This is a genomic window from Streptomyces iakyrus (assembly GCF_000717055.1).
Taxonomy (GTDB): Bacteria; Actinomycetota; Actinomycetes; order Streptomycetales; family Streptomycetaceae; genus Streptomyces; species Streptomyces iakyrus.
In genome coordinates this window covers 174,951-196,236 of record NZ_JNXI01000016.1, presented here as the reverse complement: position 1 = coordinate 196,236, position 21,286 = coordinate 174,951, and the positions used below count along the sequence as shown (strand labels likewise).

Here is a 21,286-nt window from a genome sequence, read left to right as displayed (position 1 = left end):
GGAAGCATGCCGAACCGACTGGCTCATGAGACGTCCCCGTACCTGCTCCAGCACGCCGACAATCCCGTCGACTGGTGGCCCTGGTCGGCAGAGGCCTTCGAAGAGGCGCGGAAGCGGAACGTGCCCGTTCTGCTCAGCATCGGATACAGCAGCTGTCACTGGTGCCACGTCATGGCTCACGAGTCCTTCGAGGACCAGGAGACCGCCGAGTACCTCAACGCGCACTACGTGAGCGTGAAGGTCGACCGCGAAGAACGCCCCGACGTGGACGCCGTCTACATGGAAGCCGTGCAGGCCGCGACCGGGCAGGGCGGCTGGCCCATGACCGTCTTTCTCACTCCGGACGCCGAGCCGTTCTACTTCGGTACGTACTTCCCGCCCGCTCCCCGTCAGGGCATGCCGTCCTTCCGGCAGGTGCTCCAGGGGGTGCACCAGGCGTGGGACGAGCGGCGGGACGAGGTGACCGAGGTCGCCGGGAAGATCGTCCGGGACCTGGCCGGGCGGGAGATCTCCTACGGCGACGCGCAGACCCCCGGTGAGGAGGAGCTCGCGCAGGCGCTGCTCGGGCTGACCCGGGAGTACGACCCGCAGCGCGGCGGATTCGGCGGGGCGCCGAAGTTCCCGCCCTCCATGGTGCTGGAGTTCCTGCTGAGGCACCATGCGCGGACCGGCGCCGAGGGTGCGCTCCAGATGGCGAGCGACACCTGCGAGCGGATGGCGCGGGGCGGGATCTACGACCAGCTCGGGGGCGGCTTCGCCCGCTACTCGGTCGACCGTGACTGGGTCGTGCCGCACTTCGAGAAGATGCTGTACGACAACGCCCTGCTGTGCCGGGTGTACGCGCATCTCTGGCGGGCCACCGGCTCGGAGCTCGCGCGCCGCGTCGCCCTGGAGACGGCCGACTTCATGGTGCGCGAACTGCGCACGAACGAGGGCGGGTTCGCCTCCGCGCTGGACGCCGACAGCGACGACGGCACTGGGAAGCACGTCGAGGGCGCGTACTACGTGTGGACTCCGGAGCAGTTGCGGGAGGTCCTCGGCGAGCAGGACACCGACCTCGCCGCGCAGGTCTTCGGGGTGACCGAGGAGGGGACCTTCGAGGAGGGCGCGTCCGTCCTCCAACTGCCCGTGCGGGACGGCTTCGTCGACGCGGGAAAGGTCGCCTCCATCCGGGAGCGGCTGCTGGCGGCGCGGTCGGAGCGGCCCGCGCCCGGCCGGGACGACAAGGTCGTTGCCGCCTGGAACGGCCTCGCGATCGCCGCGCTGGCCGAGACGGGCGCCTACTTCGACCGGCCCGACCTGGTGGAGGCCGCCGTCGCCGCGGCCGACCTCCTGGTCCGGCTGCACCTGGACGAGCAGGCCCGGCTCACCCGCACCAGCAAGGACGGCCATGCCGGCGCCAACGCGGGTGTCCTGGAGGACTACGCGGATGTGGCGGAGGGTTTCCTCGCGCTCGCGTCCGTCACCGGGGAGGGTGTCTGGCTGGAGTTCGCCGGGTTCCTCGTCGACCACGTCCTGGCCCGCTTCACCGACCCGGAGTCGGGGTCGCTGTACGACACGGCGGCCGACGCCGAGCGGCTGATCCGCCGTCCGCAGGATCCGACCGACAACGCCGCGCCGTCCGGCTGGAGCGCGGCGGCCGGTGCCCTGCTGGGGTACGCCGCGCACACCGGCTCCGAGCCGCACCGCACGGCCGCGGAGAAGGCCCTCGGTGTCGTCAAGGCGCTCGGGCCGCGGGTGCCGCGCTTCATCGGCTGGGGGCTCGCGGTCGCGGAGGCTGTGCTGGACGGTCCGCGGGAAGTCGCGGTCGTGGGTCCGTCGCTCGGCGACGAGGGCACGAGGTCCCTGCACCGCACGGCACTTCTGGGGACCGCGCCGGGTGCCGTCGTGGCCGTCGGTGTGCCGGAGAGCGAGGAGTTCCCGCTGCTCAGCGGCCGTCCGCTGGTCGGCGGTGAACCGGCGGCCTATGTCTGCCGTAACTTCACATGTGACGCGCCGACAACGGAAGTTGACTGGTTGCGTGCGGTGCTGAGCGACTGAAGTCGGGAATCAACGGAAACACGCTCTTTATCTGAACAGCCCCCAGGCTTCACAGTTCCCCCCTAATCTCTGCACAGTGACGTGACGGGAGGGGCCGCACCGGCACACCGTCACGACCGGGGGCTCTGGGATCTGGGGGGATCTGTTTGCTGACGTCTGTCTTCATCGCTGCCGTTTCACTGGCCCTGTTCTGGATGGCGGCGTTCACGCTGTGGTGGCAGATGCACGCCTGGCGCACGCCGGAAGTGCTCGCCTCCACCCGGTTCAGCAGTCCGGACGGGGACGAGCACGTCTCCTTCTCGCTGCTGCTGCCCGCCCGGCACGAACAGGCGGTGCTGGACCACACGATCCAGCGGCTGCTGGAGTCGAGCCACACCGACTTCGAGATCATCGTGATCGTCGGGCACGACGACCCGGAGACCACCGCCGTGGCCGAGCAGGCCGCGGCGCGTGACACACGGGTCCGGGTCGTCGTCGACACGCACGAGAAGAAGAACAAGCCGAAGGCCATGAACACGGCGCTGCCGCACTGCCGCGGCGACGTCGTCGGCGTGTTCGACGCGGAGGACCAGGTCCACCCCGAGCTCCTCGCGCACGTCGACCACGCCTTCCGCACCACCGGCGCGGACGTCGTCCAGGGCGGGGTGCAGCTGATCAACTTCCACTCCAGCTGGTACAGCCTGCGCAACTGCCTGGAGTACTTCTTCTGGTTCCGCTCGCGGCTCCACCTGCATGCGCAGAAAGGTTTCATTCCGCTCGGCGGCAACACCGTCTTCGTCCGCACGGGCGTCCTGAGGGACGCCGACGGCTGGGACCCGAACTGCCTCGCCGAGGACTGCGACCTGGGCGTACGCCTGTCGAGCGTCGGCAAGAAGGTCGTCGTCGCCTACGACTCCGACATGGTGACCCGCGAGGAGACCCCGGGCTCGCTGATGTCCCTGCTGAAGCAGCGCACCCGCTGGAACCAGGGGTTCCTCCAGGTGTACCGGAAGAAGGACTGGAAGCAACTGCCCACCCTCGGGCAGCGGCTGCTCGCCCGCTACACCTTGATGACGCCGTTCATGCAGGCCTTCACCGGCCTGATCATCCCGCTGAACGTCGCGATCGCCCTGTTCCTCGACGTGCCCGTCGCCATCGCCTTCATCACCTTCCTGCCGGCCGTCACCGCCCTGGTCACCTTCGTCTTCGAGGTCGTCGGACTGCACGACTTCGGCAAGCAGTACGGGCTGCGCGTCCGCTTCGCGCACTACCTGAAGCTGATCCTCGGCGGCCCCTTCTACCAGGTCCTGCTCGCCGGAGCGGCCGTGCGGGCCGTCTGGCGTGAGCAGCGCGGCCGCAACGACTGGGAGCTGACCAGCCATGTCGGGGCCCACCTCGACGAGACGGCCGTGAGCCGGCACGGCGTGACCCGAGAGGACGTTCCCGCGTGACCTCCACCCTTCCCGCGGTGACCACAGCCAAGGTCCCCGCGCAGCGCCGGCCTGCGCCCCGCACCGGTACGCACCGCAGACCGGAGCCGCCGAGCCGGCTGCGCTCCTCCCGGCCCGACCTGCTCCTCTGCGGCGTCCTCCTCCTGGCGATCCTCGTCGTGCAGGGCTGGAACATCGCCGACTACCCGGCCCTCAGCGACGACGAGGGCACCTATCTCGCCCAGGCCTGGTCGGTCCAGCAGGGCAACGGCCTGGCCCACTACACCTACTGGTACGACCATCCGCCGCTCGGCTGGATCCAGATCGCCGTACTGACGTGGATCCCCGCGCTGATCAGCCCCGAGTCGATGACGGTGGGCACCATGCGCGCCGCGATGCTGGTGATCAGCGGCATCAGCGCGGTCCTCGTCTACGTGCTGGGCCGGCGCCTCGCGCTGCCCCGCTGGGCGGCCGCCCTCGGCATGGTGTTCTTCGGGCTCTCCCCGCTGTCGGTCGTCCTCCAGCGGGAGATCTTCCTCGACAACCTCGCGGTGATGTGGACGCTGCTGGCCTTCACCCTGGCCGCGTCCCCGAGCCGCCACCTGTGGCACCACTTCGGCGCAGGGATAGCGGCCGCGACGGCCGTCCTCACCAAGGAGACGATGCTCGTCGTCCTGCCCGCCCTGTTCCTCACCATGTGGCGCCACAGCCACCGGGACACCCGCAAGTTCGCGATCACCGGAGCCGTCACGGCCTGCGCCCTGATCGGCTTCTCCTACCCGCTGTTCGCCCTCCTCAAGGGCGAGCTGCTGCCCGGCGCCGGGCACGTGTCCCTCTGGGACGGCGTCAAGTACCAGATGACCCGACCCGGTTCGGGCTTCATCCTGGACCAGGGCTCCGGCTCCTGGGGTGTGCTCCAGTCGTGGCTGTACTACGACAAGATCCTGCCCCTCGGCGGTCTCGCGGGCGCCCTGCTCCTGCTCCTCACCTGGCGCTGGTCGGTCACCGCCCGGGCCCTGGCCGGACCGGCCCTGGCCGTGGCGATCTTCGCCGCGCTGGCCCTGCGCCCGAACGGCTACCTGCCCGCGATGTACGTCATCCAGGCGCTGCCGTTCCTCGCGCTGGTCCTCGCCGGAGGGACCGCCTCCGTCGCCCACGCGGTGCTGAGCCGCTGGCGCTCCGAGGCGGAGAAACGGTACGTCAGTGTGAGCCGGTACGCGCTCGCCGCCGTCCTCGCCCTGGCCGCCGGCGCCTACGTGGTGCCCCGCTGGTACGACGGTGCGCACACGGCCGTCACCACCGACGCCAACGCCCCCTACAAGGCCGCCTCCAAGTGGCTGGCCACGGAGGTGGAGGACCCGGAGCGCACCCGGGTGCTGGTGGACGACGCCCTCTGGCTGGACCTGGTGCACCGGGGCTACCGGCCCGGGCTCGGCGTCATCTGGTTCTACAAGGCCGACCTGGACCCGGCGGTGACGAAGACGATGCCGCGCGGCTGGAAGGACCTGGACTACGTCGTCGCCTCGCCCACCGTACGGCGGGACGCGGCCGACCTGCCCAACGTCAAGGCCGCCATGGAGCACTCCGAACCGGTCGCCACCTTCGGCACCGGCGAGGACCGCATCGAGATCCGCCAGATCCAGACCACCGCCGGAGGCGCGCGATGAGCCAGGAGTACACCGTCCCCGGCGAGGTGGTGGAGACCGCCGAGATCCCCGAACCGGGCGCCGTCACCATCGTCGTCCCGACGTTCAACGAGTCGGCGAACGTGCGGCAGCTGCTGCGCCAGATCACCGAGGCCGTCCCGGCCCGGCTGCCCTGCGAGGTCGTCTTCGTGGACGACTCCACCGACGACACGCCCGAGGTCATCGAGAAGGCGGCGCAGGACTGCCCGTTCCCGGTGACCGTGCTGCACCGCGAGAAGCCGGTGGGCGGGCTCGGCGGAGCGGTCGTCGAGGGCCTGAAGGCGGCCACGTCCGACTGGATCGTCGTCATGGACGGCGACTGCCAGCACCCGCCGTCCCTCGTGCCCGACCTCGTCGCCACCGGTGAGCGGGCGAACGCCGGGCTGGTCGTGGCCTCCCGGTACATCAAGGGCGGCAGCCGGGCCGGACTCGCGGGCAGCTACCGGGTGGCCGTCTCCCGCGGGGCGACCTGGCTGACCAAGGCGCTCTTCCCGCGCCGGCTGCACGGCATCAGCGACCCGATGAGCGGCTTCTTCGCGATCCGCCGCAGCGCGGTCACCGCGGAGGTCCTCCAGCCGCTCGGCTACAAGATCCTCCTGGAACTCGCCGTCCGCAGCCGCCCGCGCAGGGTCACCGAGGTGCCCTTCGTCTTCCAGGACCGGTTCGCCGGGGAGTCCAAGTCGACCGCGCAGGAGGGCCTGCGCTTCCTGCGCCACCTGGCCGGGCTGCGCGCCGCCTCGCCGGTCGCGCGGATGATCGGGTTCGGCCTGATCGGGCTGACGGGCTTCGTGCCGAACCTGCTGGGCCTGTGGGCGCTGACCGCCGCCGGTATGCACTACGTACCGGCGGAGATCCTCGCCAACCAGCTGGGTGTCGCCTGGAACTTCGTGCTCATCGAGCACCTGCTGTTCCGCGAGCGCCGCCGGCACCGCCGGTGGTGGGACCGGGCCGGGCGCTTCGCGCTGCTCGCCAACGCCGATCTGGTGCTGCGCATCCCGCTGATCGCCCTGTTCGTGCACCAGCTGCACCTGGGCGTGCTGTCGGCCACCGCGCTCGCGCTGGTGACGACGTTCGTCCTGCGCTTCGCCGGGACCGAAGCGCTGGTCTACCTGCCGCGCCGGGGACGCGAGAAGCCCGGTCGCGGGAGCACCGCACAGCAAGGAGAGCCGTGTGAACAGACGTCGTAGAAGTACCGCGTTCCTGGCGGTGGCGGGCCTCACCGCAGGCCTGCTGCTGACCGCACCCCAGTCCGCCTCCGCCGCCAACCTCATCAAGAACCCCGGCTTCGAGACCGCCGGCACCGGCGACATGCCGTACTGCTGGGAGAAGTCCGGCTGGGGCGACAACGACTTCACCTTCACCACCACGTCCGACGCTCACACCGGCTCCAAGGCCATGAAGGTCGAGCTGACCCGCCGCGTCGACGGCGACCGCAAGGCGCTGATCACCGAGTCCGCCGCGTGCGCGCCGGTGGTGACGCCGGGCAAGCAGTACGACCTCGGTCTCTGGTACAAGACGACCACGCCCGACGCGGCGATCACGCTCTTCCGGCACGACACCACGGCCGGCTGGCAGTACTGGACCGACCTCAAGACACTGGACATGGCGGGTGGCTGGACCGAGGCCACGGTCCGCACCCCCGAGGTCCCGGCCGGCACGGACCGCATCTCCTGGGGCGTCTCCGTCTACGGCACCGGCTCCGCCACCACCGACGACTACACCATGGACCAGGTGCCCGACCCGGTCCTGCCGCCCGAGTGCACCGGCACGGCGGAGCAGTGCGCGAACGGCAAGTGGGACGTGCTGCCCACGCAGAACCCGGTCCGCTCCATGCACTCCGTCGTCCTGCCGGGCGGCAAGGTGCTGCTGATCGCGGGCTCAGGCAACGACGAGTCGATGTTCGAGGCCGGCACCTTCACCTCGGCGGTCTACGACCCGGCGAACGGCTCCTACAAGGTCATCCCCACGCCCAAGGACATGTTCTGCGCCGGGCACGTCCAGCTCCAGGACGGCCGGGTGCTGGTCATGAGCGGCAACAAGGGCTACCCGACAGCCGACGGCCGCGTCGGCTACCAGGGCTACAAGGACTCGTACATCTTCGACCCGGAGACCGAGACCTACACCAAGACCAACGACATGAACGACGGCCACTGGTACCCGTCGGCGACGGTCCTCGGCAACGGCGACGTCATCTCCTTCGGCGGCCTGCGCGAGGACTCCACCGGCTCGGTCACCGCCGAGCTGTTCTCCGAGGCCGAGCAGCAGTGGCAGCCGCTGTGGAAGGTCAACCAGACCTGGTCGTACTGGGGCCTGTACCCGTCGATGATCCTTATGCAGGACGGCCGCCTCTTCTACTCGGGCAGCCACGTCTTCGGCAACAACATCCCCGGCACCGGCTCCGCGATCTACGACTACGACGCCAACACCACCACCCAGGTGCCCGGCCTGCGGAACAAGGACGAGCGCGACCAGTCGGCCAGCGTGCTGCTGCCCCCGGCGCAGGACCAGAAGGTCCTCACCCTCGGCGGCGGCAACATCGACTCCAACCCGGAGGCGAACCGCCTGACCGACATCATCGACCTCAAGCAGCCGAACCCGTCGTACGTGGCCGGGCCGCCGATCCCGCAGGGCACGGTCGACCTCGGCAACGGCCCCGTCCCGCAGACCGGCAACCAGGGCAAGATGTACGTCTCCGCGGTGCTCCTGCCCGACGGCAAGGTGCTGGAGACGGGCGGCGCGCTGCACAACCGCGCCAACCCGGTGTACGAGACGTCGATCTTCGACCCCGCGTCGGAGACGTTCGACCCGGTGGCCGTCGACCCCGAGGCGCGCGGCTACCACTCCTCGGCGTTCCTGCTCCCCGACGGCCGCGTGATGACCACCGGCGACAACCCGGGCAACGGCACCTGGAACCACGACGTGTCGGTCTACAGCCCGCCCTACCTGTTCAAGGGCCCGCGCCCGCAGATCACGTCCGTCATCGACACCGAGTGGAACTACGGCGACACCCAGCGGATCACCGTCGACCGGCCCGTCGCCAAGGCCCAGCTGATCCGCCCGGCCGCCGTCACGCACTCCTCCGACCCGAACCAGCGGTTCGTGGACCTGCCGCTGTCCGTGGACGGCGACAACGTCGACCTGAACGTCACGAGCAACCCCAACCTGGCCCCGCCCGGCTGGTACATGCTCTTCGCGATGGACGCGAACGGGGTGCCGTCGGTGGCGAAGTGGGTGCACCTTCAGGGCCCGCAGGCCCTGAAGGCGACCGACGCCTCGGCCCACGTCCACGACTTCGCCGACGCACCGAAGGGCAAGGTCACGGGGCCCGGCAAGAAGCGGGTGTCGCAGAAGGTCGGCCCGACGGTCTCCGGCTGCGACCGCCACTACGGCTCGATCAACGTCTGCGTGCCGACGGACTTCCCGGCGGAGGTGAAGAAGACGACGGCCGCCCGCTGCACGTGGCTCAAGGCGAACGACTACGGCCGCCTGAAGGTCAACGGCAAGGACGACCCGCTGAACCTGGACCGCAACGGTGACGGCATCGCCTGCGGCAAGGGGGACCTGACCAGGCGCTAGGAGAGACACGTCCCTTCAGGGGCGCGGGGAACTGGGCGACCGGCCACGACGGCCCCGCGGTTCCCCGCGGCGCTCGGGAATCAACGGCGCTGCCCGCGGAGCGACAGCGCCCGCTCCACGATGGCCTCCAACTGCTCGTGATGCGCACCCTTCCAGTACGCCCGCCCACACGCACCGCACCGCGCGAACACGTCGTACGACCGGTGCGTGCCCTGCTGCAACTGGTCCGCCACCTCCTCCTTGGAGGCCTTGCGCAGCATCCCGTTGCAGGCGGTGCACCGCGTCCAGGGAAGCAACTCGGGCTCGAACCGGTCCAGTACGTCCCGCAGCTGCTCCTCCGGCCGCGTGCTGTACACGAACGCCCCCGCCCACAGCTCACGCCGCCGCAGCAGCCCCCGGTCGCGGCTCAGCATCACCCGCTGCTCCGCCGCCGAGCGAGCGGCCAGCGCCGGGTCGCCGATGTCGGTCGACTCGTAGGCCGTGTCCACGCCGAGCAGCCGCAGCCGGCGGGCCAGCGTGCCGAGGTGGACGTCGAGGAGGAAGCGCAGGGGAGCGCCCGGGATCCGCTGGGGGCGCGCGACGGTCCGTACGGTCACCGTCTCCCCGGCCGCCGGGACGTGCGAGACCTGCACCTCGCGGCCGTCCACGAGCAGCGCGCCGACCTCGGTCAGCGGAACGCCCAGCGACTCGATGACGTGGCCGAGGCCGGCGGCGCCGTCGGTGGCGGCCCGCACCGTGCCGTCCCGGCGGGCCCGGGGGACGAAGACGTGCAGCTCGGGGGCGAACTCGACGTGGATCTCGGGACCGTTCACCAGGTCAGGATGTCACGGCGGCGGACAGCGGCCTCAGGGTTTTCCGCTCGGCAGGCCGTGCTCCATGACGTCCAGGGCGCGGTCGACGAGGTCCCGGATGTCGTCCCGGTGGCCGGTCTCCGCCCAGTACTGGGAGACCTCCATCAGCCCGCCCATCACCGACATGGCGAAGACCCGGAGCTCCAGGCTGTCGGGGGCGAGACCGGAGCGTTCGGCGAGGGCCTCGCGGAGCAGCCGGCCGGTCGCCGCCATGCTCTCCATCATGCGGGCGCGGACGGCCGGGACCTCGACCCCGAGCCGGGTCCGCAGCCGCGTCACCTCGGGCTCCTCGGCGAGGCTCAGGTCGAGCGCCGTGCGCATCACGTGCCGCAGGACGTCCGCCCACGACTCGTCCCGCGGCCGGGCCCGCAGCTGCGCCATCACCACCGGCTCCCACTCGTCGGTGACGACGATGTCCTCCTTGGTCGGGAAGTACCGGAAGACGGTCGACGGCGACACCTCGGCGCGGTCCGCGATCTGCTCGATCGTCGTGGCGTCGTAGCCCTGCTCCTCGATCAGCGCGTACGTCGCGGTGCGGATGGCCTGGCGGGTCTTGATCTTCTTCCGCTCCCGCAGCCCCAGGGGAGGGCGGTCGGCCGGGTTGGTGACGGTATCCATGAAGTGACAGTAGCTCTCAGACGCGAGTCACTGTCACTTCACGGCCCTATCCGTGCTGGTACGCCACCAGCGAGATCCCCACGTAGTGCGCGATGAAGGCCGCCAGGGTGAACGAGTGGAACACCTCGTGGAAGCCGAACCAGCGCGGTGACGGGTTCGGCTTCTTGATGCCGTAGACCACGCCGCCCGCGCTGTAGAGCAGGCCGCCGACGATGACCAGGACGAGGACGGCGATGCCGCCGGTCCGCATGAAGTCCGGCAGGTAGAAGACGGCCGCCCAGCCCATGGCGATGTAGCAGGGCGTGTAGAGCCAGCGCGGGGCGCCGACCCAGAAGACCCGGAAGAGGATGCCGGCCACGGCCGCGGCCCAGATGCCCCACAGCAGCCACCGGCCCTTGGCGCCGGGCAGGAGCAGCAGGGTCAGCGGCGTGTAGGTGCCCGCGATGATCAGGAAGATGTTGGCGTGGTCCAGCCGGCGCAGGACGCCGTCCATGCGCGGACTCCAGTTGCCCCGGTGGTACAGCGCGCTCACACCGAACAGCAGGCAGGCCGTCAGTGCGAAGATCCCGCAGGCGATGCGCCCTCTGGAGGAGTCGGCGAGCGCGGTCAGCACCAGGCCCGCGACCAGAACGGCCGGGAACATGCCCAGGTGCAGCCAGCCGCGCAGCTTCGGCTTGACCGGATGCGGCAGGGAGAGCGCCTTCGGACCGTGGCCGTCGGCCGCCGAGTCCGTGGGCGCGTCGGGGACGAACGCAGTCATGGCCGAATGGTAGCTACGGAACCGTAAGTGGCGCGTAGGGGCCGCCGATTGACCGGTGAAGAGTGGCCATCCTCTCACCGCGTCCCGGCGATGGTCACGCAAACGGACTGCCATGTGAACGCAACGTGCACGTAAAGCGACGCGCGGAAACCGTGGCGAGCCTCACGTTGCTCACCTGTGCGCTCCTCTGGACAGATGGGCGCGTACGTCGGATGATCAAATGAGTGCGGTCGGCACCGGATGAGCGCCAAGATCCACCGAAGCATCCGGGTCGCAGCCCCCACGGGGCCTCCACATCACAAAAAATCCCTCATTTAGGAGCAATCGTGGCGCGCGATATCGCGGCTCCCACCGTCCCCACCACCCATCAGGAGCTGATCTCGTGGGTCAACGAGATCGCTGAACTGACGCAGCCGGACAACGTGGTCTGGTGTGACGGCTCCGAGGCCGAGTACGAGCGACTGTGCGAGGAGCTCGTCGAGAAGGGCACCTTCCGCAAACTCGACCCGATCAAGCGCCCCCACTCCTACTACGCCGCCTCCGACCCCACCGACGTCGCCCGCGTCGAGGACCGGACGTTCATCTGCTCCGAGAAGGAGGCGGACGCCGGCCCGACCAACCACTGGAAGGCTCCCGCCGAGATGCGGGAGATCTTCCAGGGCGCCGGAGGCCAGGGCGGCCTGTTCCGCGGCTCGATGCGTGGCCGCACCATGTACGTCGTGCCCTTCTGCATGGGCCCGCTCGGCTCGCCCCTGTCCGCGCTCGGCGTGGAGATCACCGACTCGGCGTACGTCGCCGTCTCGATGCGAACCATGACCCGCATGGGCCAGGCCGTCCTCGACGAGCTCGGCTCCGACGGCTTCTTCGTCAAGGCCGTGCACACCCTGGGCGCCCCGCTGGAGCCCGGCCAGGCGGACGTCCCCTGGCCCTGCAACCAGACCAAGTACATCTCGCACTTCCCCGAGGACCGCGAGATCTGGTCCTACGGCTCGGGCTACGGCGGCAACGCCCTGCTCGGCAAGAAGTGCTACGCCCTGCGCATCGCCTCCGTCATGGCCCGTGACGAGGGCTGGCTCGCCGAGCACATGCTCGTCCTCAAGCTGACCCCGCCGCGCGGCGAGGCCAAGTACGTCGCCGCCGCCTTCCCGAGCGCCTGCGGCAAGACCAACCTCGCCATGCTGGAGCCGACCATCCCCGGCTGGACGGTCGAGACCATCGGTGACGACATCGCCTGGATGCGCTTCGGCGAGGACGGCCGCCTCTACGCCATCAACCCCGAGGCCGGCTTCTTCGGCGTCGCCCCCGGCACCGGTGAGCACACCAACGCCAACGCGATGAAGACGCTCTGGGGCAACTCCGTCTTCACCAACGTCGCCCTCACCGACGACAACGACGTGTGGTGGGAGGGCATGACGGAGGAGACCCCGGCCCACCTGACGGACTGGAAGGGCAACGACTGGACGCCCGAGTCGGGTGTCCCGGCCGCGCATCCCAACGCCCGCTTCACCGTCCCGGCCTCGCAGTGCCCGATCATCGCGCCGGAGTGGGAGGACCCCAAGGGCGTGCCGATCTCGGCGATCCTCTTCGGTGGCCGCCGCGCCACCGCCGTGCCGCTGGTGACGGAGTCCTTCGACTGGAACCACGGTGTGTTCCTCGGCGCCAACGTGGCCTCCGAGAAGACCGCCGCCGCCGAGGGCAAGGTCGGCGAGCTGCGCCGCGACCCGTTCGCGATGCTGCCGTTCTGCGGTTACAACATGGGCGACTACATGGCCCACTGGGTCGACGTGGCCAAGGACAAGGACCAGTCCAAGCTGCCGAAGATCTACTACGTCAACTGGTTCCGCAAGGACGACGAGGGCAAGTTCGTCTGGCCCGGCTTCGGTGAGAACAGCCGCGTCCTGAAGTGGATCGTGGAGCGCCTGGACGGCACCGCCGAGGGCGTCGAGACCCCCATCGGCGTCCTGCCGACCAAGGAGGCCCTCGACACCGACGGCCTGGAGCTGGCCGAGTCCGACCTGGAGTTCCTGCTCACGGTCGACAAGGAGGTCTGGCGCGAGGAGGCCGCCCTGGTCCCCGAGCACCTCAACACCTTCGGCGATCACACGCCGAAGGAACTGTGGGACCAGTACCGCGCGCTGGTGCAGCGCCTGGGCTGAGCCCACCCCCGAACTCCGCGGCCGGCCGGAACCGAGAGTGCCCTGACCAGCAACATCGTCACGGCCGGCCGCGGAACCGACTGGCGGGACCCGTACAACGGCGTGCGGGGTCCGGGGCCGGTCACCGCGTCCTCCGTCCGCCCCGACGGAAACCGGCGGCGACCGGCCCCCTCCCGCCCGCTTCGGCACGGCCCCCAGGTGGGCTCACGAACGTGCCGATGACTGACCGAGCGCCCCGGCTGACGGCCTACGTCGACCGGGGCGCTCGGGCGTTTTCGGGGTATCGGTGTACAGCTCGCACCACACGGTCTTACGAGCGGCCTCCTGCTCCACGCCCCACCGCACGGCCAGTGCGTCCACCAGTGCCAGCCCGCGCCCCGACTCGGCTTCGGTGCCGACGCCCGCGACCAGAACGGGCAACACCCGGGGGTCGGGATCGCTGACCCCCAACCGGATCCGCCCGCCTTCCTCGCGCCACACCCGCACCGTGACGGGGACGGCCTCCCCGACGTGCCGGACCACGTTCGTGACGAGCTCGCTCGCGCACAGCTGCACGTCGGTCCCGTACGAGCGCAGCGCCCGCCGTACGCAGGACACCTCGCTGGAGGCCGCGAGCAACTCCAGCGTCATCACGGGCCGCATCACGCGGTACCCCGCCGGAGAGCTGCGGTCAGGGCCTGCGCGGTGAGGAGATTGCAGGCACCGAGCGTGATCAGCGGCCGCGCGGGCCGGGAGGCGAGAGCCGGTAGATCGAGTCCGAGGGACGGCAGGGTGATGCCGTGCGCGGCGAGCGCGGCTCGCAACTCCTCGACGCAGGCGTCGGCTTCGGCGGGGCTGTGCATGGGGGTTCACACCTTCCAGTGCGCTGTGTGACGAACCCCTCACACTCTGCCGCCGCCCGCCGTAGCGTGACAGTCCATCAGCATCCCGCGCCTGAACTGCGCGTACGCGGTGCGGGGTGCGGTAGCGGGCGGTAACGGCACACCAAGGACGGTGAACGATGGGTCAGCGCAAGGACATCGACGGTTCGACGGGCGTCCCGACCTTCTACGGCAGTGAGTTGCGCTGGAAACGGGAGGAGGCGGGCCTCACCCTCCAGCAACTCGTCGAGGGCAGCTTCTACGGCCCGAGCCACCTCAGCGAGATCGAGCGGGGCACGCGCCGGATGCCGGCGGAACTCGCCGAGCACGTGGACAGGATGCTCGGCACGGACGGTTTCTTCAGGCGGCGTTGCGAGGACGTGCGACGCGCGAAACGACGGGGGCACGCGAGCTACTTCGAGCGGGTGCTGGAGGCGGAGCAGCACGCGGAGACCATCGAGGAGTGGTGCCCGACGCTGGTGCCGGGGTTGTTGCAGACGGAGGCGTATGCGCGGGCGGTGACCCGATCCGCTCATCCCCTGGCACCGGACGAGGACGTGGAGGAGAAGGTGACCGCCAGGCTGGCGCGGGCCCGGCTGCTCGAGGACGACCACAAGACCCCGGAGTACTGGGTGATCCTGCCGGAGTCGCTGCTGCGGCAACCGATCCTGCCGCCGGAGCGGAGCGCCGCACAGTGGGAGCGCATCGCGGAACTCGCGCGACGCCGCCGGATCGTTCCCCAGATCCTTCCGTGGAACTGCGGGGCGCATCCGCTGATGCTGGGCTCGGCCATGGTCATGACCTTCCCGGACGCCCCACCCTTGGTTTACACGGAGGCGCAGTACAGCGGGGACACCATCGACGATCCGGCTCTCGTGAAGCAGTACCGCAAGGCATACGATCGGCTGAGGGCCGCCGCACTGCCCCCGGAGGCGTCCCTCGCCCTGATCGAGCAAGCGGCTGAGGATGACCGAAATGGCGAAAAAAGCACGTGACTTGAGCACAGCGGTCTGGCGCAAGAGCACCTACAGCAACGGGGACGGCGGCAACTGCCTCGAGGTCTGTGACGCCCACACCGCCGTCGTCCCCGTCCGTGACTCCAAGGCTCCCCACGGCCCGGTCCTCACCATCACGGCCCCGGCCTGGACGTCTTTCGTCACGTCCCTCAAGTCGGCACCTGCTGCGTGACTCCATCGGCTCCGCGAAGGGCGGAGTCGGTGGCTTCATCTCTTCGGTCTCCGGCGTGCCATGGTCATGAAGGCCAACGCCAGCCCGCCGAGACCGGCAAGTGCTCCGGCACCCATGAGCACAGGGTTCTGTTCGCGAGCGCCCAGGACGAGGCAGAACAGTCCGAATGCGCCGCCGATGACCACGAACAGCGTCAGCTTTTTGGCCTGGCTGACGGGCATCAGCTGTTTCCCCTGGCCTTGCTGCGGATCCCGATCGTTCATATGAGGAGCGACGCCACCCCCAGAGCTGCCAGGGTGAGAAGGAAGACTCTCCGCGTGGCGGGCCTTTCCCCCTCGTCATCTCGGAGTTCAACGTGCCCGCCGGTTCGCCGACGAATCCGGCGGTCAGGAGGGTGGGTGGGTCCTATCCATTCCGTCTCCGTCCCGTTCGGTCCTGCATGGCATACGTGAGCATTCCGATGCCAACGATCCCCAGAGCGCCCAGCGCAATGAGTGTTACTTTTCCGGATCCGTCAGTGAGAAACCCTTGAACAAGAGCGGCGACTGACACCACGCCGCTGACAGCGACGAAGATCTTCAGCTTTCGTTTTCCATTCACTTCAAGAACCCTGCTCTCTTTAGGCAAGGGGGTTGCGGGGCCGTCCGGTTCGCGGATGATTCCAGTGTCCAAACCACATCGAACCCAGCGCGGTGCGCTCGGAGTGGTCCGCCCGGGCCTCGACCCGGGGGCCGCGGACGAGCTCGCCGCCCATGCCGCCTGCGGTGATGGCGGAGAACTGGCCGTAGTCGGTCCACGTCTCGTTCGTGCCGGCGGTAATGCTCGCGCTCCGCCGTCTCGAATTTCAAATCACCCTGTCAGGAACGGGTCTTTCGATGGGCCAGGAGGGCGAGGACCGTCAGAATTATTCCGCCTGCTGCTGCGATCACTCCGAGCACGATAGGCACGGTGTCGCCAGTAAGTGTTCCAGACATGCACGCACATATTCCGCCGAATAAGAGAACCGCCGAGAAAATTCGCACTGCACTGATCGCATCGCCCATCGACACGTCCCTCCTTCTCATCCCAACGCCCCTTCCCAGCCGAGACCGCCGCCCTTCGCTGCTGTCGCCGCTCACACTCGCTCGTGTCAGCTGGTCGGTCCTCGTCGGTTGGTGGTGTGGCGATTCCACAGGACGGCGACGGGGTGGGCGAGCACTCCGACAACTCCACCCCATACGACGAGCCAGAGTATGTCTGCCGTGCCCCAGTCCACCCGAGATATTACGAATGGGCCTGTAAGGATCAGGATAATGAGGCCGATTACCAGCGTGCTCTGGGACTTGCTGTCCAGCGCTATTTCACTCCTCAATGCTGCGCATCAGGTGGCTGCGCCGTGTGGCAGCGCCCCACCACTATGGCCTCGACACACAATTCCGTCGAGGCCACGACGAAGTCGTCGCCTAAGTTCGGCGTCGCCCGACCAGCCAGACCAAGCTGCTGACGATCAAAAGGGCTACACCCTCGATGATCAGCACTCGGGCAACGCTGCACCTTGTCCACGTAGTTACCGCTGGCCGTCAAGAAGGGTGAGTGCGAGCTTAGCGGGCCGGAGAAATCCATCGACTGCGCTCTTACCTACTTTGCCTTCGGCGGGCAAAGGCCATGGTGGTGAGGGCCAGCCCTCCGAGAGCGGCAAGAACTCCAGCTCCCACGAGTACATAGTTTTGATTGAGAACGCCCAGGATGATGCAGAACAGTCCGAAGGCGGTGCCGATTACTACGAACAGTGTCAACTTTGTGGCCGGGCTCATGGAAATCGCACCCTTCTCTTCTACGTTCCGTGACGGACGGACTGGGCAGGAAGCGCCGTCGTCGACTGTCCGGAGACGGATCCATCACTCGACGACGCTTCCTGTTGTTCTCGTTGCCTCAGTGCCTGATTCCTCTCATGCGCTTGTCACCCATAGGAGATGATGTCTGCCCCGATCAAAGCTGACCCTGCACCCACGCCACAGGCGAGGGCCCCGGCCGCCACGCCACCTGGCGCTCCGAAGAAGCCCGTCGCCGCTGTGAGGATTCCGGTTTCACCCGCAGCGCCGATCCCGGCAAGACACCCGGTGGCAGCGCTGAAGATCTTCTCCCCTGTATCGAGAGCGTCGGAGAGGCTGAAAAGTCCTGTGGGGTCGGTGTTGTTGATGAAGTCGCCGGCGGCGTACAGGTAGGGGTTGCTCTCCTGCCCCGACGGGTCCGGCTGGGTGAAGCGGCCGAGGGACGGGTCGTAGTAGCGGTGGCCCATCTTGTAGAGGCCGGTCGGATCCAGGTACGTGCCCGCGTAGCGGTGCGGCTGGGGGACTGCCTCGGTGGTGGTGCCGCGGGGCAGGCCCGTGGGGCCGTAGGCGTAGGTGTGCGTGCGCTTGCCCGTGTCGTCGACCAGGCCGAGGACGTTGCCCGTGGCGTCGGTGAGGTAGTAGTAGGACTTCCCCCCAGTCGTCATGGAGTTCAAGGTGCCCGCCGGTTCGCGGATGAATCCGGTGTCCACGCCGTTCGTCGTCGTGGAGGCCAGGCCCAACGCGGTGTGGTGGAACCAGGTCGAACCCAGCTTGGTGCGCTCGGAGTTGTCCGTGCCGGCGTGGACCAGGTCGTAGTTCTTGCCGCCCGCGGTGATGGCGGAGAGCTGGCTGTAGTCCGTCCACGTCTCGTTCGTGCGAGCCGTGGTGCTCGCGCCCGCCGTCTCGTTGCCGATCTTGTCGTAGGACCAGCCCGTGGTGGAGCCGTTCTTGCCGGTCAGCTCGGAGGCGTCGTCGTAGGTGTAGGTGGTGCCGCCGGGGCAGGCGTTCTTGGTGCCGTCCTGGCTGGTGAGGTTGCCGGCCTTGTCCCAGCAGTAGAGCCACGACGCCTTGCGGGCACCCGCGGAGTCGGCTTCCAGGGCGTAGCGGAGGCGGTCCTGGGAGTCGTAGTCGTAGGTGGTCTTGTACTTGGTGAGGTTGTCGGTGCGGGTGCGGATCTTCGTGGTGTCCTTGCCCGCGGAGTTCTTGTAGCCGTAGGTCAGGTCGATCAGCGTGGTCGTGCCCGAGGTGGTCTTGATGGCCTCGGGGCGGCCGTTGTCGTCGATCGTCACCGACTGCGTCGTGCCGCCGGGGTAGACGGTCTTGGTGCGCTTGTCGTTGTCGTCGTAGTCGAAGTCGGTCTTCTTGCCGTCCGGGGCGGTCAGGTAGTCCAGGCGGCCGGCCTTGTCCCAGGTGTAGTCGGTCTTGCCGGTCGGGTCGATGTAGTGGTCGACCTCGCCGCCCGGGGTGTAGGCCAGCGCCGTCTGGGCGCCGTTCTGCAGGGTGCGGACGCTCTCGCGGTTGAGCTTGTCGTAGGTCCAGCCCGTGGTGCCGGAGGCGTCCGAGCGGGTCCTGACGTTGCCGTCGCCGTCGTAGGCGTAGGTGACCGTGGCGTTGGTGGAGGACACCTTCGTCACGCGGTCGCGGTTGTCGTAGACGTAGACGGTCTTGATGCCGCGTCCGTCGGTGACGGTCTCCACCCGGCCGAGCGCGTCGTAGGTGTAGGTCGTCGTGCCCAGCGGGGCGGGCGGGGTCACCTTCTTGAGGTTGCCCTTGGTGTCGTACTCGAAGGAGGTGACCTTGCCGCGTGCGTCCTTGGCGGTGCAGCGCTGGCCCTCGAAGCCGCCGCAGGTCGGGGTGTCCTTGTTGTAGGTGTACTCGCGGGTGCCGCCGGCGGTGCCGGACGTGGTGACCGACATCGTGTTGCCGTTGGTGTCGTACTTGAAGGTGTCCTTGCGGCCGTCCGCGCTGGTGAAGTCGTTGGGCAGGTCCGTGCCGGCGACGGTCTGGTAGGCCGTCACGGACGCCGTCGCACCGAGCGGGAGCTTCTGGGAGACGGCGTTGTTGCGGCCGTCCCAGCCGTAGGTGGTGGTGTTGCCGCCGGTGCCGTCCGCTCCCGTGCCCATGGCGTCGATCGCGGTCTGCAGCAGGTGGTTGGTGTACTTGGCGTGCCGGGAGTGGTTCAGAGGGTCGGTGACCTTGGTGACCTCGCCGTCCGCGTTGTGGGCGTGCTGCGTCTCGTCGCCCTCGGGGTCGGTGACCGTCGTCGTACCCGCTTCAGACGGGGTGGCGGCCGTGTAGTCGTAGCGCCAGGTCGGACCGATGTGGCCGCCGCTGGTCACCTCGGTGGCACGCTGCATGGAGGTGACGCGGCTGTGGTCGTCGTAGGTGAACAGGGTGACGGTGCCCTCGGGCGTGGTCACCTTCGTCAGGCGGCGCGAGGAGTCGTACGCGTAGGCCGTGGCCTTGCCGTCGGTGTCGGTGACCTTCGCCAGGTTGCCCGCCGGGTCCAGGTCGAACACCGCCGTGCGACCCGTGTGGTCCTTGGCCTGCCACTGACTGGCGTTCGTCTTCACCAGATCGATCGACCGGCCCGAGCGGGTCTCGGTCAGCTTGAAGCCCTTGTGCTCGCCGCCCTCGTCGTGCTGGGCGACCGTGATCGTGCCGTCGTTCTTGTCCGTGACCTTCGTCAGCGTGCCATGCTCGTCGAAGGTGTCCTTCGAGCCCGACTTGCGGTCGGTCAGGGTGTAGGTGCCGTCCGCGTTCTTCTTCAGGTCCTTGGAGTAGCCCGTCGGCGTGGTGTAGCCACCGGTGGACGTCTCCTTGAAGCGCAAGGCGTCGCCGGTGGCGTCGTAGACGATCACTTGCCCGTCACCGAACTGGAGATAGCGTTCGTACGCCTGCCACCAACGCTGCGACACCTTCCCCCAGGGCGCCTCCAGGGAGTTGTACGTCCGCGTCAGCTGCAGCTTCCGACCGACGCCGGCGATGTCGAAGTCGGTCGCGGCGAGCATCAGATTGCCGTTGGACAGGTTCACCCGCGCCACGAGCGCGTCGTTCAGGCGGGTGTCGATGATCCGGTGCCAGGGCACCTGGCCCTGCCCTTCGGGTACGAACGGGATGGCTTCGGCGGCGGCCGCCGCACGCTCGGAGCCGGCCTTGCCGCCCGCAGTACGGGCCCGCTGTGCCGCCCGCCAAGCGGCGACCTCGGCCGACGGCTCGGCCTCCGCCTGCGATTCCGGTGCCTTGACCGATCCGGCCGGAGTCGCGGGAGCCTCCACCTTCGTCGGCCGCGTCCACGGACTCTCCGGCTCCGGTAAGTCCGGCTTGGGCGTCGCCGCCAGCCCCGGTGCCGCCGACAGCACCACGGCGGCGGTCGTGAGCGCGGACAGGAGAGCGGTTCTGTGTGTTCTTCGGGCACGCCACAGGGACGTGCTCTGCGCACGTGAATGCATCAGCTTCCCCCACGGAAGTCAGACAGACAGTCAGAACCGGTGACCCATTCGGTCACCTGAGCCACACAAGTTGTCACAAGAAGCGCACAATTCGAGACGGCGTGCCCCTGAAGGCCCTTCGCATGCGGGCTGGAATCAGCCCCGCCGCTTCCTCGCACCAAACCAGGGCGATACGACCTCAACTGCCGTGTGGCTTGGCGGAATGCGCGGTTCTATCCCGACTTGTAAGGGGTACGTTGACCGATACCCATCGCCGGCGGCCGACAGCCGGTGCGATCGGGTGCTGGTGCGCAACAGGCGTGAGGGCCATCGGGCGGGGGTGCCCGATGGCCCTCACGGAGTGGTTAGTGGCTCCCGGTCCGCGCGTCGCTGCGGGTGCGCGCGGACCGGGGCCGTGTGAGGGAGCCCCGAAGGGCTCAGCGGGACGCGAGTTCGCGCGGCTCCAGAGCCGCCGAGTGGGCGTCCATCCGCTCGGCGGCCAGGATCGCGGCCGCTGTGTCGGCCCGGGAGGCGGCGACGACCAGCGCGCGGCCCGCCAGGGCGTGCGCCCGCCGGTGCAGGGCTGCGGTGCCGCGTTCGCGTCGGCCGCTCGTCGCCGCCCGCACGGGGGTGCGCCCGCCGCGCAGCCGGCCCACCTGCTCCGCCAGCCGCTCCGCCGCCGTGTCCAGGTCGGCCGAGGGCTCCGTCGCGCGCAGCTCGTCCGTGACCGCGAGCAGGGCGGCGAGGTGGCCCGCGAGCTGGATGTCCAGCTCTTCCTCGCGGGAGCGGTGGGGGAAGTCGGGGTTGGGGCCGTCCACCGTGCTGTGGACCGACTTGGTACGGATCGGTTCGTACATGGGAAGGCCTCCTGAGTTCTTACAGGAAACCATCCTAGCTTAGA

The 21,286-nt window shown here is 69.0% G+C and carries 16 protein-coding genes; 8 read left to right on the top strand and 8 right to left on the bottom strand.

All coding sequences use genetic code 11. From position 1 onward, the window contains the following. Positions 1 to 6 precede the first annotated feature (6 nt). The 5 genes from OO68_RS25540 to OO68_RS25520 all read left to right on the top strand — a co-directional run bounded on the left by OO68_RS25540 (position 7) and on the right by OO68_RS25520 (position 8,710). Positions 7 to 2,040 (top strand): thioredoxin domain-containing protein, encoded by a 2,034-nt coding sequence (locus OO68_RS25540; RefSeq protein WP_033311297.1) that lies wholly within the window; start codon positions 7 to 9, stop codon positions 2,038 to 2,040. 146 nt (positions 2,041 to 2,186) lie between these two features. Beyond that, positions 2,187 to 3,470, top strand: coding sequence for a glycosyltransferase (locus tag OO68_RS25535; RefSeq protein ID WP_033311295.1), 1,284 nt, complete (start codon positions 2,187 to 2,189; stop codon positions 3,468 to 3,470). Continuing rightward, positions 3,467 to 5,116 (top strand): ArnT family glycosyltransferase, encoded by a 1,650-nt coding sequence (locus OO68_RS25530; RefSeq protein ID WP_033311294.1) that lies wholly within the window; start codon positions 3,467 to 3,469, stop codon positions 5,114 to 5,116. The genes OO68_RS25535 and OO68_RS25530 overlap by 4 nt, the downstream gene beginning before the upstream one ends. After that, positions 5,113 to 6,321, top strand: coding sequence for a glycosyltransferase (locus OO68_RS25525; protein ID WP_033311292.1), 1,209 nt, complete (start codon positions 5,113 to 5,115; stop codon positions 6,319 to 6,321). The genes OO68_RS25530 and OO68_RS25525 overlap by 4 nt, the downstream gene beginning before the upstream one ends. Continuing rightward, on the top strand, positions 6,305 to 8,710 hold the full coding sequence (locus tag OO68_RS25520) for a galactose oxidase family protein (protein ID WP_033311290.1): 2,406 nt from the start codon (positions 6,305 to 6,307) through the stop codon (positions 8,708 to 8,710). The genes OO68_RS25525 and OO68_RS25520 overlap by 17 nt, the downstream gene beginning before the upstream one ends. 80 nt (positions 8,711 to 8,790) lie before the next feature. On the opposite strand, the gene OO68_RS25515 is transcribed toward OO68_RS25520, so the two are convergent. From OO68_RS25515 to trhA, 3 genes are read right to left on the bottom strand one after another with little or no spacing between them, the layout of a single operon-like run. Continuing rightward, positions 8,791 to 9,522, bottom strand: coding sequence for a Mut7-C RNAse domain-containing protein (locus OO68_RS25515; protein WP_033311288.1), 732 nt, complete (start codon positions 9,520 to 9,522; stop codon positions 8,791 to 8,793). Between the two features lie 33 nt (positions 9,523 to 9,555). Then, positions 9,556 to 10,179, bottom strand: a complete 624-nt coding sequence (locus tag OO68_RS25510; RefSeq protein WP_033311287.1) for a TetR/AcrR family transcriptional regulator — start codon at positions 10,177 to 10,179, stop codon at positions 9,556 to 9,558. Positions 10,180 to 10,225: 46 nt separating this feature from the next. Then, a complete protein-coding gene (trhA, locus tag OO68_RS25505; protein WP_033311285.1) occupies positions 10,226 to 10,939 on the bottom strand; it encodes a PAQR family membrane homeostasis protein TrhA in 714 nt (237 codons plus the stop codon). A 326-nt stretch (positions 10,940 to 11,265) separates the two neighbouring features. Here trhA and OO68_RS25500 point away from each other — a divergent pair, with 326 nt between their 5' ends. Next, entirely contained in the window at positions 11,266 to 13,095 is a 1,830-nt protein-coding gene (locus OO68_RS25500) for a phosphoenolpyruvate carboxykinase (GTP) (protein WP_033311283.1), read from the top strand. A gap of 204 nt (positions 13,096 to 13,299) precedes the next feature. Here the strand turns inward: OO68_RS25500 and OO68_RS25495 are convergent, their stop codons facing one another. After that, positions 13,300 to 13,737 carry an ATP-binding protein gene (locus OO68_RS25495; RefSeq protein WP_106974413.1) on the bottom strand — a complete coding sequence of 146 codons (438 nt, stop codon included), beginning with the start codon at positions 13,735 to 13,737 and terminating at the stop codon, positions 13,300 to 13,302. Then, positions 13,737 to 13,937 (bottom strand): hypothetical protein, encoded by a 201-nt coding sequence (locus OO68_RS25490; RefSeq protein ID WP_033311281.1) that lies wholly within the window; start codon positions 13,935 to 13,937, stop codon positions 13,737 to 13,739. The genes OO68_RS25495 and OO68_RS25490 overlap by 1 nt, the downstream gene beginning before the upstream one ends. 158 nt (positions 13,938 to 14,095) lie before the next feature. Here OO68_RS25490 and OO68_RS25485 point away from each other — a divergent pair, with 158 nt between their 5' ends. After that, positions 14,096 to 14,950: a helix-turn-helix domain-containing protein gene (locus OO68_RS25485; protein WP_033311279.1), complete on the top strand. Its 855-nt coding sequence runs from the start codon at positions 14,096 to 14,098 to the stop codon at positions 14,948 to 14,950. A gap of 1 nt (position 14,951) precedes the next feature. Continuing rightward, positions 14,952 to 15,143 carry a DUF397 domain-containing protein gene (locus OO68_RS25480; protein WP_033311277.1) on the top strand — a complete coding sequence of 64 codons (192 nt, stop codon included), beginning with the start codon at positions 14,952 to 14,954 and terminating at the stop codon, positions 15,141 to 15,143. Positions 15,144 to 15,178: 35 nt separating this feature from the next. Here the strand turns inward: OO68_RS25480 and OO68_RS25475 are convergent, their stop codons facing one another. The 3 genes from OO68_RS25475 to OO68_RS25465 form a co-directional block, all read right to left on the bottom strand. Continuing rightward, entirely contained in the window at positions 15,179 to 15,406 is a 228-nt protein-coding gene (locus OO68_RS25475) for a hypothetical protein (RefSeq protein ID WP_157852751.1), read from the bottom strand. A gap of 1,676 nt (positions 15,407 to 17,082) precedes the next feature. Further along, entirely contained in the window at positions 17,083 to 20,313 is a 3,231-nt protein-coding gene (locus OO68_RS25470; protein ID WP_403551816.1) for an RHS repeat-associated core domain-containing protein, read from the bottom strand. A 509-nt stretch (positions 20,314 to 20,822) separates the two neighbouring features. Beyond that, complete coding sequence (locus OO68_RS25465) at positions 20,823 to 21,242, bottom strand: SCO4983 family protein (protein WP_033311274.1); 420 nt, start codon at positions 21,240 to 21,242, stop codon at positions 20,823 to 20,825. Between the last annotated feature and the right edge of the window lie 44 nt (positions 21,243 to 21,286).

Bases quoted from the DNA above. Each gene is read 5' to 3' on its own strand.
- OO68_RS25540 (WP_033311297.1), top strand. From the start codon at position 7: ATGCCGAACCGACTGGCTCATGAGACGTCCCCGTACCTGCTCCAGCAC.
- OO68_RS25465 (WP_033311274.1), bottom strand. From the start codon at position 21,242: ATGTACGAACCGATCCGTACCAAGTCGGTCCACAGCACGGTGGACGGC.
- OO68_RS25485 (WP_033311279.1), top strand. From the start codon at position 14,096: ATGGGTCAGCGCAAGGACATCGACGGTTCGACGGGCGTCCCGACCTTC.
- OO68_RS25490 (WP_033311281.1), bottom strand. From the start codon at position 13,937: ATGCACAGCCCCGCCGAAGCCGACGCCTGCGTCGAGGAGTTGCGAGCC.
- OO68_RS25495 (WP_106974413.1), bottom strand. From the start codon at position 13,737: ATGCGGCCCGTGATGACGCTGGAGTTGCTCGCGGCCTCCAGCGAGGTG.
- trhA (WP_033311285.1), bottom strand. From the start codon at position 10,939: ATGACTGCGTTCGTCCCCGACGCGCCCACGGACTCGGCGGCCGACGGC.
- OO68_RS25475 (WP_157852751.1), bottom strand. From the start codon at position 15,406: ATGAACGATCGGGATCCGCAGCAAGGCCAGGGGAAACAGCTGATGCCC.
- OO68_RS25510 (WP_033311287.1), bottom strand. From the start codon at position 10,179: ATGGATACCGTCACCAACCCGGCCGACCGCCCTCCCCTGGGGCTGCGG.
- OO68_RS25525 (WP_033311292.1), top strand. From the start codon at position 5,113: ATGAGCCAGGAGTACACCGTCCCCGGCGAGGTGGTGGAGACCGCCGAG.